This window comes from Thermomicrobiales bacterium (assembly GCA_037045155.1).
GTDB lineage: Bacteria > Chloroflexota > Chloroflexia > Thermomicrobiales > CFX8 > JAMLIA01.
Genome location: JBAOIG010000005.1, coordinates 1,048,207 through 1,062,544, shown reverse-complemented (window position 1 = coordinate 1,062,544; position 14,338 = coordinate 1,048,207). Strand labels below are relative to the sequence as shown.

Genomic DNA, 14,338 nt, shown 5'->3' with positions numbered 1-14,338 from the left:
ATCCCTCGTCTATCCGACAGACCCTTCCATCTCGAGCTGGATCAGTCGGTTCAGCTCGACGGCGTATTCCAGCGGCAGCTCTTTAGCGATGGGCTCGATGAAGCCGCTTACGATCATGCTCATCGCGTCCGACTCGGAAATGCCGCGCGACTGCAGGTAAAACAGCTGCTCGTCGGCAACCTTCGACACGGTCGCCTCGTGCCCAACCGAAACCTCCTCGGACTCAATCTCGATATAGGGGAAGGTATCAGTCCTGGAGTCTTCGTCGATCAACAACGCATCGCAGACGACATTGGAGCGGACGTGATCCGCCCCGCGATGAACCTTGACGAGCCCACGGTACGACGACCGCCCGGTTCCCTTCGAGATGGACTTGGAGATGATCTGCGACGAGGTGTGCGGCGCGACATGCACGACCTTGCCGCCGGCATCCTGGTGCTGGCCGTCGGTGGACATCGCGACCGAGAGAATCTCGCCGCGAGCGCCCTCCTCCATCAGCCAGACAGCCGGGTACTTCATCGTCACCTTGGAGCCGAGGTTGCCATCGACCCACTCCATCGTCGCGTTCTTGTAGGCCGCGGCGCGCTTGGTGACGAGGTTGTAGACATTCTTCGACCAGTTCTGGATCGTCGTGTAGCGGCAACGCGCGCCCTCTTTGATGATGATCTCGACCACTGCTGAGTGCAGTGAGTTCGACGAATATGTCGGCGCGGTGCAACCCTCGACGTAGTGGACGTAGGAGTTCTTCTCGCAGATGATCAGCGTCCGCTCGAACTGACCCATGCTCTCGGCGTTGATCCGGAAGTAGGCCTGCAGCGGCACATCGACCCGTACACCCTCGGGGATATACACGAAGGATCCGCCCGACCAGACCGCCGAGTTCAACGCGGCAAACTTGTTGTCATTGGGCGGGATGATCGTCCCGAAGTACTGCTTGACCATTTCGGGATACTCGCGCACGGCCGCGTCCATATCGAGGAAGATGACGCCCATCTTCTCGAGGTCTGCCCGCAGCGAGTGGTACACAACTTCGGACTCGTACTGCGCGCCGACGCCAGCGAGGAACTTCCGCTCAGCCTCGGGAATGCCCAGCTTCTCGAACGTATCCTTGATGTACTCCGGCACCTCATCCCAGGACTTGCTCGCCTTTTCGGTCGGCCGGATGTAGTAATAGATGTCGTCGAAGTCGATGTCCGACAGATCAGCGCCCCACTCGGGCATCGGGCGCTTCAGGAAATAATCGAACGCCTTCAGCCGGAAATCACGCATCCACTCCGGCTCGCCCTTCATCGCGGAGATCTCCGCGACCTTCTTGGCGTCGATGCCCTTCTCGGACTTAAAGACGTAATCTTCTTCGTCGCGGAACCCGTACTTGTATGTCCCAAAATCGAGCTCGGTTGTTGCCATCCGTGCCTCCTCACGCACTGCCAGCCGGCAAGCCGGACGGCCGCTAGACCGCCACCGCCTCCGGCGCGTACTTGGCCATGAACTTGTCGTAGCCGGATTCCTCGAGCTCCATCGCGAGCTCGGGTCCACCCGACGTGACGATTCGCCCGTCGGCCATGATATGGACGAAGTTCGGCTTGATGTAGTTCAGCAGACGCTGGTAGTGAGTGATGACCAGCATCGCCATATTGTCGGTGAACAGCGCGTTGACACCCTCCGAGACGGTGCGGAGCGCGTCGATGTCGAGGCCGGAGTCGGTCTCGTCCATGATGCAGAATTCTGGTTCGAGCATCGCCATCTGAAGGATCTCGGCGCGCTTCTTCTCGCCGCCGGAGAAGCCTTCATTCAAGTAGCGATTGGCAAACGACTCGTCCACCTTCAGCAGCGCCATCTTCTCGCGCAGCGTCTTGCGGAACTCGCGCGGGGTGAACGGGGCGACATCCTCGCCCTGGTCGGCGCGTCGCTGGCGGCGCGAGTTGGCAGCCATCCGGAGGAAGTTCGCCATCGAGACGCCCGGGATCGAGGTCGGATACTGGAACGCGAGGAACAGACCCAACTGCGCCCGCTCGTCCGGCCCCATCTCGAGGATATTCTCGCCCTTGTAGAGGACGGCGCCCTCGGTGACCTCGTAGTTCGGGTGGCCGGCCACGGCGTAGGCCAGCGTGCTCTTGCCCGAGCCGTTCTTGCCCATCAGCGCGTGGATCTCGCCACGATTGATCGTCAGGTCGACACCGCGCAGGATCTCCTGCCCATCGATGCCGGCATGTAGATTCTGAATTTGAAACAGTGGGGTCTCGCTCATAACCTGGCTTGCGCCCTCCACATTCGATCCGTACCCCGGCGGCGTCCATCGCGCGCCGTCACGACGATCCTGTCGTCGCACTTAGTATACCCATAGGTTGACTAACTCCGGGTGTGACTCGCGGACTGGCAAATCGGGCAGACGCCAGTGAACACCGTCTGGTGGCCGCTGACGTGGTAGCCGGTCTGCTCGGCCGCAACCTGCTGTGCGAGCAGAGCGGTTGGCACGTCGACATCGACGAGTGTGCCGCAGATGAGGCACTGAACGTGATCGTGCCGATCCACCCGCTTGTCGAAGCGGCTCGCCTGGTCGCCGAAGGGAAACTCAAGGATGAGCCCGCGTTCGGCAAACAGGTGCAACGTCCGATAGACCGTCCCATACGCGATCGATGGGTACTTCCGGTGCACGCGCTCGAAGATCTCCCCGGCGGTGAGGTGGCCAGCGCCAGACCGCACCTCCTCAAGGATCGCCGCGCGTTGCGTCGTCATACGGAAGTCGTGTCGCTCGCAGAAGAGTTCGGTCTTCTCGGCCATCGTTGAGAATCACTCCCAGTTGCGAATCACTCCTAGATAACCCGATAAACCATAGCAATTTCGTCGGGATTGGTCAAGGAGCAATCTTCATGCTGGCAATGGGAGGCCGGGAGGGGATGGGCAAGAGCAACTGCCCGCCAGATCGGATGATCTAACGAGCTAGCCAACTCGGCATCGCGCGCCACTCAGCAGGGTCGTGACAATAGGGGGTTCGTCCTGATCGTAGCGGTGAGGCAGCGGCATCAAAGACCGATTATGGGAGGTCTGGCCCGAGAGGAGCGCTTGACATGGGTACAGCATCCGCTCCGATCGGCGCGCCTCTCAACGTGACTGCAATCTCGCTCATCATCATCTCCGATGGGATCGTGGGAGGATGCTCTTCGCTACCAGTCGGCAGCGCCGGAACGAGGCTTTGCCCTTCGACCCACCAAGTCGCAGCCGCCACGTGCACGATAGTCACCGAGTCGCCATTCGTCGGGACCGGCGTTTCAATCCGCTGCAAGAAGAATAGACCGCGGTACCCGATCTTCATCTCCGGCTCAGATAAGTTGGTCACCGTGACATTCTGGATCGTACCGCCCTGCTGACGGATTACGGCGTTATCAGTACCGTTACCCCGTAAGACGCGGTCAACCTTGATGATGTAGTCGGTGAAGATATGGGCCGGATCGGCCTGCGGCACATCCGACGGCCGGTGTGGATCATGGTTCTCGATGTATTGCGGCGCACGCGCCTCCACGACCACGCCAATCACGATCGCATCTGACGCCCAGGCTAGTTCCCCGAGCGACGCATAGTAGACACTGTCGATCGCGACGCTGACTCCAAGCGGCACTGACCAATCGGGGGTTGACGCCTGATAGGGGGTCGAGTCCGATCGAGGGTATTGCGCCTCCGAGGTCGTGATCATCGTTCCATTTGCCAGGGGGGTTGCGGTTGTCCAGGCTTCGCTGGCAGACACGTCCGTTGACACTTGGCTACCAGTAGATACATCATCCACGCCACAGCCACTGACGATCACAGCGCTGACGATAGCAATGACGAACACGATTCGATTGAGTGATAACCTGGGATGGGCGCGGGTAAATCCGCAAGGTTCTCTAATTGTCGTCCACAGGTCACGCATCCCGACAGTCACTCGGCCGCGAGCGCTGTCTGCGCGTTGTTTGGCGAGTTCATCGCCCGCTAACAGGTAGCCTCCACATAACGTCAACTCGGCGACGATCCGACCGACGGCGCCCACCGTACGCATGGCAAGCCTCTCGCTCTGAATCGTGCGATTGATCCCGAATCTGAGCGATTCGGTCTCCAAGGTGAGACGACCAAGCCAATGTGATGTTAATTCCAACGGGCCGCATGTGATGACGCTACTGTAATGCGGGAGGGGGGGCTGTCAAGTAAATGCGTTAGATTGATGTGCAGATCGTCGCGCTTCGGCTTGCCTGAAGATGCTGGCCTGACAGGGCACTCAAGCCTGTCGGGCCAGCAGTGAGTTTCCCGCCGTTAGTCGGTCGCACCGGTGAGGTAGTCGAAGGCCGACAGGACGTGGACGCGGACGGTGCCGTAGAGGTCGTCGAGGGTGACGTACTCGTCGGCGGCGCCCATGTTGTACGGGATCGGGCCGTAGACGTAGGCCGGGATGCCGCGCCAGCGCCAGAAGCGGCAGTCGGTGCCGCCGATGCTGATGGCCGGCTTCGGCCTGATGCCGCGCACCGCCTCGCCGTTGCGCTGAAGGATGCGGACCATCTCGTGGTCGGGCGTGCAGACCGACGGCTCGCTGACCTTGAAGAGCTCGTAAGAGGCGTCGGGGTAGTCGGCCAGGATCGCCTCGAACTGCTCCAGTAGCGACTGGGCCGAGTGGCCGACCGGCGCGCGCAGATCGACGCCGGTGTAGCAATCGGCGGCGATGACATTGGTCTTGACACCACCACGGATCGTGCCGATGTTGACGGTCACCTGCTTCACGATGTCGGTCGCCCCGGCGCCGAGCGCGGCGTCCAGCTCAGGCCGAGCGGCTTCGACAACGGCGAGGATATCGGCCGGCAACGTAACCGGCTGGTCAGCCAGACGCTCGATCCGCCCGATAATCTCGGCGGTCTCCTGAATCGCGCTCTTGCTCAGGTGGGTGTATGCGCCGTGGCCGCCCGGAGTGCGGACGAGCATATCGAGCCAGACCGGACCCTTCTCGCCGAAGCGGATCGTGTACGGGGTGCTTGGCTCGCCATTCAGGACGCAGTCGCCGATTACATCGGGGTAGTTGTCCATCAGGTAGCCAGTGCCCCAGGTTCCGCCGGTCTCCTCGTCGGAGACGGCGGTCAGCGTGAGCCGGCCGCCCAGCTGCTGTCGCATTTCGTGCAGATATCGGTATGCCAGGAACGAGGCGGCAGTTCCGGTCTTCATGTCGATGACGCCGCGACCGAACAGCTTGCCATCGCGCACCGCGCCGGAGTACGGGTCGTCCGACCACTGCGTCGGGTCGCCGGCCGGGAAGATATCGAGGTGGCCGTTGAGGATGAGGTGCTTGCCCGGATCGCCGCCATCGAATCCGGCGAGGACGTTCGGCATCGTCGGCTGCGGAGCGACAATCTCGTGATCGAGACCACGCTCATCCATCCAGTCGGTCAGGAATGAGACGAGCTGGGTCGTGTCGCCGTCGGGGTTCTCGCTCGGGATCTGGACGATCTTCTGGACAAACCCGAGAATATCGTCAGCGTCACGCTCCAGCCGCTGCTCCAGCGCCGCGCGGGCTTGCTGATGATTCATGGTAGTCCCTTCACCGTGCTCCAACGCAGCCGGTTCACGATCGCGAACCGGCTACGTCGAACGCAACAAGGCTCTAGCCTTCGAAATACCAGTCGGCAACGTCCCAGGTGTCCTCGGTCCACGGACCCGGGTTATTGCCCTGGAGCCGCTTGTTCTTGCCCGAGACCCGCTTTCGCGCGATGAACGGGATCGTGACGACATCGTCGGAGATCATGTCATTCATCTTGATGAACAACTCGGCCTGCTTGGTCGGGTCGAGCTCAGTCGAGGCGGCCTCCCAGAGCTTATTGTAGTCCTCGTTGACCCACCGGCTGAGGTTGCGGCCAGACCAGCCGTTCGACTTCTGGGCGATATCCTCGGCCGGGTCAATCGACTTCCAGTACGACATCAGGTCGATCGGGAACGGCCGGCCGTTGAGCGCCAGCATCTGCAGGTCGGCGGAGAAGCGCTTCCAGGTGTCCGGGTTGCCAGCGTCGGAGGAGAAGAAGACGGTGGAGTCAATCGACTTCAACTGGACTTCGAACCCGATCGCGTCCCAGGGCTGCTTCATGATCTCCTGCGCCTTGAGGCGCAGCGGGCTGACTGTCGTCTGGAACAGGATCTTCGTCTTAACGCCATCCTTTGTCCGCGGCTTGCCGGTCCAACCGGCCGCCTCAAGTGCCGCGCTGGCGTCATCGACGCTGAACTTGTAGCTCGTGTTCTTCGACACGAACATCTCTGGCGCGACAATCACGTTTGCCGTCGCGTTGGCCGCCTCGCCATACAACTGGCTAACGATCATGTCGCGATCGACGCCGAGCGCCAGCGCCTCGCGAACCGCCTTATCGGTCAGGAACGGGTGCTGAGTGGATGGCTCCGAACGGGCGCCGTCGACCTCCTTGTTCGGATCGGCGAAGTTGATGAATACGTGCTCGACACTGCCATCGGGCAGGACGATCAGTTCACCGACGCCACTCTTGAGGAGGTTCTCCAGGACGGATTTTTCGACCTGCAGGTTGATCGCGTAGTCCACCTCGCCGGTCTGCAGGACAGCCCGCGCGGCGGACGGGGCATCGCCGCCACCCTTGTACTCAACCTTCTTGAAGAACGGCTTATCGGGGAAGCGGTAACTCTCGTTGATCTCGTAGTTGACGACGTCACCGGGGACGAAATTGGTGACTTTGTATGGGCCGGTGCCGACCGGCTTCATGTTGAACGGCGCAGATTGCGCCTTATCCCCCATGTAGTTCTCGAGCAGGTGCTTGGGCAGGATCGGTGCGCCATCGCTCGTGCCGCGGCCGAAGATGTTGTACCAGGCAGGGTCTGTGTTCTTCAGATGGATCTTGAAGGTTCGCGCGTCCACCACCTCGATGTCATCAACATTGACGAATGCTGGCGAGGACGTCGTTCCCGCTGCCGGGTCAATTGCCCACTTCCAGGTGAACTTGGCATCGTCGCTCGACACCGGCGTGCCGTCTGACCAGACGAGTCCCTCAAGCAACGTGTAGGTGACGGTCTTGCCGTCGGCCGAGATGCCACCATTCTCCAGTGACGGCGCTTTCTCGCAGAGGACTGCGACAACGTCGCCCTCAGGGCTGATACGAATCAACGGCTCGAGAACAAGCGCCGCTGGATTGGAGATCAGATTGCCATTGGCATAGTGTTGATTGAGCATCGGCGGCGCCTGCCAGTAAAGGATGCGCAGCAGGTCGCCCGAGCCGCGTCCACGTCCGCCACCGGATGGCCCCGTTGTTGCCGTGCCCGCGCCCGGAGCACCGCCCCCCGAGCTGGCCGTTGCAGCCGGTGTTTCCTTACTGCTACTGCCACATGCAGCCAGAAGAGCGGCGATGGCAGGCGCAGTCAAACCAAGCGCCGCGCCACGCTTCAGAACATCGCGACGCGAGAGGCGACCCGTGAGGACAGCTGCTTCCAGCGCCGCCAATCCGTTCGCCCCCGACCCAACGCGCTCGTCCATTGCGCCCCCTCTTCCATATGCGTCACAGGCGCGCACTCCGCCGTGACATACCAACGAACAACTAATGATCTGGTCAAACCAGGCCATCTGCTTACTGATCGTACAGAATTACGCGCCGCACTGTCTCGCGACGCGCGAGTGAGAGCGAGGATGCGCCACTCGAGCCATCGCGGAATAGGTGGGCCGTGCCGCGTGTATAGTCAATAGAAGGTTCGACGCCGCGCCTCGGGCGCGGGCGACGATCTGGATCAACGAGGAGGCACCCGATGGCAAACGGCAAGGCAAATGCGAGCCGCGAGGTGCTCGTCAGCACCACCTGGGTCGCGGAGCATCTGGCCGACCCAACCATCCGCATCGTTGAAGCGGACGAAGATGTCCTGCTGTACGAGCTGGGTCATGTTCCCGGCGCGGTGAAGATCGACTGGCACGAACATCTGCAGCGCACCGATACACGCGACTTCATCGATGCCGAAGGGTTCGATCGGCTGATGAGCGCGCTGGGCATCACCCGGGACACGACCGCCGTGTTCTACGGCGACAAGACCAACTGGTGGGCCGCCTACGCATACTGGTTCTTCCGCTACATGGGGCACGACAACGTCAGGATCATGGATGGCGGCCGGAAGAAGTGGGAAGCGGAGGGCCGCGCGACTACGCGCGAAGCGCCAACGATCACGCCGGCTGACTACCACGGTTCGGCCGAACGGCCGGAGCTGCGCGCCTACCGCGACGATGTGCTGGCTCATATCGGCTACAGCCGGCTGCGCAGGATCGGCGAAGGCAACCCGCTGGTCGATGTTCGCTCCCCCGGGGAGTTCACCGGCGAGCTGCTTCATATGCCCGACTATCCACAGGAGGGGGCATTGCGCGGCGGCCATATCCCTGGCGCGCGAAATATCCCGTGGGGCAAGGCCGTTGCGGAAGACGGCACCTTCAGGAGTGTCGATGAATTGCGCGCTCTTTACGAAGGTGAGGGGATCACGCCGGATCAGCCGGTGATCGTCTATTGCCGGATCGGGGAGCGTTCATCGCACACGTGGTTCGTTCTTCACGAGCTGCTCGGCTACCCGGATGTGCGGAACTACGATGGCTCGTGGACCGAATGGGGCAACGTGATCGGCGTGCCGATCGAGCTCTGAGGACGACGCAGCGACACACAGTGAACACCTGCTGAGAAAGAGAATAGACACGGCATGGACCGCCAGGAGCAAATCGAGATACTCGTCGACCACTATCAGAATCCTCGCCACCGCCATGCGATGGACAATCCATCGGTGACGATGCCTGGCGGCAATCCCGGGTGTGGCGATGTCATCACTATTTACTTGCAACCAGGAGACGATGGCCTGTCGATCGCCGACGTCTCCTGGGAGGGCGAAGGCTGTACGATCAGCCAGGCCGCCGCGTCGATCCTCATGGAGATGGTTCACGACGAACGTTGGACGCTGGAGGAGGCGCTGGCCCACGACTACACCACGATGATCGAAGTCCTCGGCAAAGAGGCCGTCCAGATGCGACCAAAGTGCGCGACGCTCGCGCTTGGGACGCTCAAGGCCGCGGTCAGAAAGTACCAGCGCGATGAGCTACGCCGCCAGCACGGCATGAACCCCGACGGCACGCCAATTGCCGATCTTCCCGAGCAGGATGCCGAGTTCGGCATCATCGTCGGCGACCGCGCGCACAATGACGCCGGCGCGCCCGTGTCGCAGCAAGAGCGCTGAATCGGGGTTGTCTGACCCCGAAACCCTCGCCGCTCGAAGTGGTGGCCGGAAACGACTTGCCAACACCTCCTGGTGATGCAGAATCTCCTGGTGTCACTGCTATACTCTGCCTAGCGGATTGGGACGCCTTCGCGTTCGCGCGCCATCGAACGGTCGGCAACGAGGAGCCGGCGAGGTGGGCGCTCCTGCTGGCGTTGTCCCGCACGCAGGGGCTGGCGTATCCGATCGATGTGGGAGGACTTGCCAATGTTCCGTTGCAGGATCTGCGGATATATTGAGACCGACGACACGCAGCCGGTAGAGTGCCCATCGTGTGGCGCATCCAGCGACCGGTTTGCCCCGCTGACCTCCGATGAGGTCAGCCAGATCATCAATGGCCGAACGTCGTATGGCATCGTGAGCCAGGATCAGTCGGAGACTCCGGTCGACGACACGCGACGTATCCGGCTGCTGGCGTTCGTTTCTTCCGAGATGTTCTCGCCTTTCACGCGGCGATCCGGCGCGCGCTACGCTGTCTTCACCGGCGACCAGCGCTGGTTTGCGGACAACATCCCCTGCCAGAAGGCATGCCCGTCGCACACCGACATCTCGCGATATATCGCCCTCATTGCCGACGGGCGCTACGCCGATTCGTTCGAGCTCAACCGGGAGAACAACGTCTTCCCGGGCTGTCTGGGCCGAATGTGCGCCCGGCCATGCGAGACAGCCTGCCGACGCCAGATCGTGGATCAGCCAATCGGCATCTGCTATCTGAAGCGGGTCGCCTCGGACTATCGTGGCGAGACGCGTCGCGAGACGCCGCCTCCACCGAACGGCAAGACGATCGGCGTAATCGGCGCGGGCGCGGCCGGCCTGAGCGCTGCCCGCCAGGTCGCCCGGCAGGGCTATCGCGTCACCATCTACGAGGCGATGCCTGTTCCGAGCGGGATGATGTGGGCCGGCGTACCAGAGTGGCGCCTGCCGCGCGACGTCATCATGGAGGAGGTCGAGCTGATCCTCGATCTCGGCATCGAGCTTCGGCTGAACACCAAGATCGGCGAAGACATCTCCTTCCAGGACCTCATCGATTCGCACGACGCCGTCGTCATTGCCGCGGGGAACCAGAATGTCACCCCGGTTCGCATCCCCGGCGAGGATCTGCCGGGTGTTGTCCCCGGACTGACCTTCCTGGAGGAGATCAATCTCGAGCTCGTCCCGGATGTCTTCGTTGGCAAGCGGGTCGTTACCGTCGGTGGCGGCTTTACCTCGATGGACTGCGTTCGCAGTGTGTTGCGTCTCGGCGCGGAGCGGTCGATCATGACCTACCGACGCTCGGCCCATGAGATCCCGGTCGACGCGCTCGAGGTCGAGGAGACCGAGCTCGAAGGGTGCGAGATCATGTACATGGTCTCGCCGACTCGCTGCATCGCTGGCGAGGATGGCCACGTCGCCGGCATCGAGTTCGTCCGTAATGAGCTCGGCGCGCCGGATGCCTCTGGCCGTCGCCGGCCAGAACCCGTCGAAGGGTCCGAGTTCGTCATCGAGTGCGATCAGGTCATTATCGCCATCGGCCAGTACCAGGACAATTCATTCTTCCCGAAGGATTTCTTCCCCGAAGTCGACCGGCGCGGCGTGCCGAAGGTAAACGCCGAGGGTCGAACCGCCCACCCGAAGGTCTTCGCCTGCGGAGACTATGTCACCAACCCGTTGAACTTCATCTCGGCGATCGGCGATGGCAAGCGCGTCGCCGAGCACGTCCACTCCCAGTTGAGCGGCCTGCCGATCCCCGAGCCGGACTTCGAGATCACACGGGTGCCGATCGAAGACCTGCACACCCCGAACCCGCTGATGGCCGAGGGGGTCGCCGAGTGGTCAACGTCCACGATGAGCCGACGACTGCGCTGGGGAGATAACTACACCTCGCTGCAACGCCAGATCATGCCGACGCTGCCGCTTCAGGAGCGGGGGCTGCTGGCGGACGAAACGACACTCGAAGTGGAGCTGGGATATCCGAAGCCAGTCGGCTTCGATGAGGCGAAGCGCTGCCTCCAGTGCCAGCTCAACATCTTCATCGACGGCGACCGCTGCATTCTCTGCAACGGCTGCGTCGATATCTGCCCGGTCGGAGTCATCGAGATGATCTCGACCGACCGAATCTACTCAATCGATAGCGATGTCTCGCTGGCCGAGCTCGCGCGCGCCGAGCTCGGGCCGAACGCGGTCGCGATGATCATCGACGAGCTCGCCTGCATCCGCTGCGGAGCCTGCGTCGAGTGGTGCCCGACCGAGTGTCTGACGATGGAGCACTATCGCCCGGTGCCGTTGCCAGCACGTGAATCAGCCGATCTCGCGATTGTTGCTGACGGCTAGCGCAATCTCACACCAGCAGACGACGGCGGCCCCTGAACAAGGCCGCCGTCGCGCATATCTGGACGCGATGCCCATAGCGGGCGGCAACCCGTGCGAACTCCGGAAAGTGTGATACTGTACGTACAACACAACATGTAAGCAGTACGACGACGGGATCTCCCCACCCCTGCCGCCAGCGTTGCATTGGGGGGCTTCAAGTCACGAACAGGACGCTATGTGAGCACCCGTTACGCAATCGTTCATGGGCATTTCTATCAGCCTCCTCGGGAACATCCCACATCCGGGGAGATGCCCTGGGAACCGGGCGCAAGCCCGTTTCATGACTACAACGAGAAGATCCTGGCCGAGTGCTACCGGCCAAATGCTGACCTCGGTAACCTGAGCCGGATGAGCTTCAACCTCGGTCCTACATTGGCAACGTGGTTGCGTCGCCAGCATCCGGATGTCCTCTCCCGCGTCGTCCGCTCCGATCAGAACGCGCGGACGGCAACAGGTCACGGCTCTGCGATCGCTCAGGGGTATCACCACACAATCCTGCCACTCGACTCACCACGGGACCGCCGGACCGAGATCCGATGGGGCGTCCGCTCGTTCGAGCTGCTATACGGTCGAAAGCCGCTTGGCATCTGGCTGCCCGAAACGGCGGTCGATAGCACCACCCTGGAGATGTGCGCCGACGAGGGATTGCGCTATACGATCCTTGCCCCGGATCAGGTTCGTCCGACCGGGGAGATGTACGGCTCGTACCGGCTGTCGTTGGCGACGGGCCGGCCGTTCGAAGCCGTTGTCTATGACGCGGGCCTGGGCGGGTGCGTTTCATTTGACCCGATCGCGACGGCCAACGCCGCCGAATTCGTCGCCTCGCATGTGCTGCCAGCGTTCGAGCAACGCAACACCGCCGATCCGCTGGTGGCAATCACGACGGATGGCGAGGTCTATGGCCACCATCACAAGTTCAAGGATCTGTTCCTCCAGGATCTGCTTGTCCGCCGGCTGCGCGAACGTGGGGTGACACCCGTCTCGGCGGACTGGCATGTCGCGACGAGGCCGGCAACGGCCACTGCCGATCTGATTGAGCGATCTTCGTGGGGCTGCGCACACGATCTTGCGCGCTGGGCGGACGGCTGCTCCTGCACGTCGGGCTACTCGGGATGGAAGCGACCGCTGCGAAATGCCTTCGATCGGCTGGCAGCGCAGATCGACCGCGCGTTCGAGGAGCACGGCAGTAGACATCTCCGCGACCCGTGGGCAGCGCGCGACGCCTACGTTGATGTCGTTGACGGCGCTGTGTCATTCGATGACTGGTTCTCGACGTGGCGCACAACCAGTGCCGATGCTGCCGTGGCCCTGGACTTGCTCGAGGCCGAGCGATTGCGGCTATCGATGTATGCGTCGTGCGCGTTCTACTGGGAGACGATCGACCGGCTGGAGCCCGCCTACGGCATTCGTCGCGGTCTTGCGGCAGCCGCGCTGGTCGATCACACGCTCGGCACATTCCTTGGCGCGTCGTTCAGGCACGATCTGGAAACGACGCTGCACTGGCCGACAAGCAATACCGCCCAGATGTTTGCTGCAGGCTGAGGGATCCGGCCACGCTACCCAGCAGATCACCGCATCCCGGCGGTTCCATGCTCCGACGCGACGGAGGCGATCCGTCGGGAGATGGCGCTCTCACCGCCGAAGGACCTCCCCCGGTCTACAGCGACCGAACGCGGAGAGATCCTTCGCCGCCGAACGCCATCACCCAGCGTGTATGCGGGCAATGGATGATCGACCTCGCGCGAGTGTGTCGATTCGACCTCAGATATTCGGCGCCACCTCGTCGGCGATCAGCTTCAGGCCGTCGATATCGTCCTGGTCGTATGTCTGAAGCATGATGCGCTCGACTCCCTGACGTCCTCGCTCGCGAGCCTGCTCAATCACCTCGTCCACCGTGCCGGCCAGGTAGCCGCGCTGCCGGACCCGGTCGAGCGCCTCCGCGGCGGACACGTCGCGTAGCGACGGAATAATCTCCTGAAGCTTCCTCGCCCGGTCGAGAACCTCTCGTTCATCCCGGCCGATGACATGGCCGAGCATCATCGACTGACGAATCGTCTCGGGGTCTCGCCCGATTGTTCGGCAGTGTTCGGCCAGCACCGCGCGCTTGTGGTCATAGGCATCGACAGTCATCGTCGAGACGTTCCACTCGGCGGCGTATTTCGCAACGATCCGCAACGTCCTACGCTCTCCGCTGCCACCAATGATCATCGGGACTCCCCCGGCGGTCACCGGAACCGAGGCCGCTTGCGCGTTGCGAAGCTGGAAGTGGACGCCGTTGAATGAGACGACCTCGCCAGTCCACAGCAGGGTGATGACCTGCAACGCCTCCTCGAAGCGGTCCATCCGTTCTCCGAGGTTAGGAAGCTGGAAACCGAACGCATGATGCTCGGCTTCGTTCCAACCAGCGCCGACGCCGAACCAGTAACGCCCGCCCGTGAGCTGGTCGAGCGCGGCAGCCTCGGTCGCCAGATGCACCGGGTGACGGAACGTCGTGGGCGACACCAGCGCGCCCAGCTCGACTCGTTCGCTCCAGATTGCGGCGGCGGTCAGCGATGGCACCAGCGCGAGAGTCGGCCGGTAAACCTCCGCCATCACCGAGTAGAGATGGTCTGAACGCCAGACTGAGTCGTAACCAAAGTCCTCGCCGGCCCGCACAATGCGCTGCCAACGCTCCCAGGTCAGGCCCTCCTGGCCCTCGATCATAATGCCAAGTCGAACCATCTCATCGTCC

Annotated in this window: 11 protein-coding genes; 4 read left to right on the top strand and 7 right to left on the bottom strand. The window is 62.4% G+C overall.

Translation table 11 applies throughout. The annotated features are described in order from the left end of the window. Positions 1-9 precede the first annotated feature (9 nt). From sufB to V9F06_14940, 6 genes are all read right to left on the bottom strand, one after another. A complete protein-coding gene (gene sufB, locus V9F06_14965) occupies positions 10-1,407 on the bottom strand; it encodes a Fe-S cluster assembly protein SufB (GenBank protein ID MEI2618909.1) in 1,398 nt (465 codons plus the stop codon). A gap of 43 nt (positions 1,408-1,450) precedes the next feature. After that, the gene (sufC, locus tag V9F06_14960) at positions 1,451-2,248 is read right to left on the bottom strand and encodes a Fe-S cluster assembly ATPase SufC (GenBank protein ID MEI2618908.1); all 798 of its coding nucleotides are present in this window, start codon (positions 2,246-2,248) and stop codon (positions 1,451-1,453) included. A gap of 101 nt (positions 2,249-2,349) precedes the next feature. Continuing rightward, on the bottom strand, positions 2,350-2,781 hold the full coding sequence (locus V9F06_14955) for a transcriptional repressor (protein ID MEI2618907.1): 432 nt from the start codon (positions 2,779-2,781) through the stop codon (positions 2,350-2,352). A gap of 253 nt (positions 2,782-3,034) precedes the next feature. Continuing rightward, positions 3,035-4,033 carry a hypothetical protein gene (locus V9F06_14950; GenBank protein ID MEI2618906.1) on the bottom strand — a complete coding sequence of 333 codons (999 nt, stop codon included), beginning with the start codon at positions 4,031-4,033 and terminating at the stop codon, positions 3,035-3,037. A 251-nt stretch (positions 4,034-4,284) separates the two neighbouring features. Further along, a complete protein-coding gene (locus V9F06_14945) occupies positions 4,285-5,544 on the bottom strand; it encodes a M20/M25/M40 family metallo-hydrolase (protein MEI2618905.1) in 1,260 nt (419 codons plus the stop codon). A 73-nt stretch (positions 5,545-5,617) separates the two neighbouring features. Further along, on the bottom strand, positions 5,618-7,498 hold the full coding sequence (locus V9F06_14940; GenBank protein MEI2618904.1) for a peptide ABC transporter substrate-binding protein: 1,881 nt from the start codon (positions 7,496-7,498) through the stop codon (positions 5,618-5,620). A gap of 266 nt (positions 7,499-7,764) precedes the next feature. On the opposite strand from V9F06_14940, the gene V9F06_14935 reads away from it, so the two are divergent. From V9F06_14935 to V9F06_14920, 4 genes are all read left to right on the top strand, one after another. Next, positions 7,765-8,637: a sulfurtransferase gene (locus V9F06_14935; GenBank protein MEI2618903.1), complete on the top strand. Its 873-nt coding sequence runs from the start codon at positions 7,765-7,767 to the stop codon at positions 8,635-8,637. Between the two features lie 54 nt (positions 8,638-8,691). Continuing rightward, a complete protein-coding gene (locus V9F06_14930; GenBank protein ID MEI2618902.1) occupies positions 8,692-9,219 on the top strand; it encodes an iron-sulfur cluster assembly scaffold protein in 528 nt (175 codons plus the stop codon). 246 nt (positions 9,220-9,465) lie between these two features. Next, on the top strand, positions 9,466-11,568 hold the full coding sequence (locus tag V9F06_14925) for an FAD-dependent oxidoreductase (GenBank protein MEI2618901.1): 2,103 nt from the start codon (positions 9,466-9,468) through the stop codon (positions 11,566-11,568). A gap of 216 nt (positions 11,569-11,784) precedes the next feature. After that, entirely contained in the window at positions 11,785-13,149 is a 1,365-nt protein-coding gene (locus V9F06_14920) for a DUF3536 domain-containing protein (GenBank protein ID MEI2618900.1), read from the top strand. Positions 13,150-13,368: 219 nt separating this feature from the next. Here the strand turns inward: V9F06_14920 and V9F06_14915 are convergent, their stop codons facing one another. Further along, positions 13,369-14,328, bottom strand: coding sequence for a TIGR03560 family F420-dependent LLM class oxidoreductase (locus V9F06_14915; protein MEI2618899.1), 960 nt, complete (start codon positions 14,326-14,328; stop codon positions 13,369-13,371). Positions 14,329-14,338: the final 10 nt, after the last annotated feature.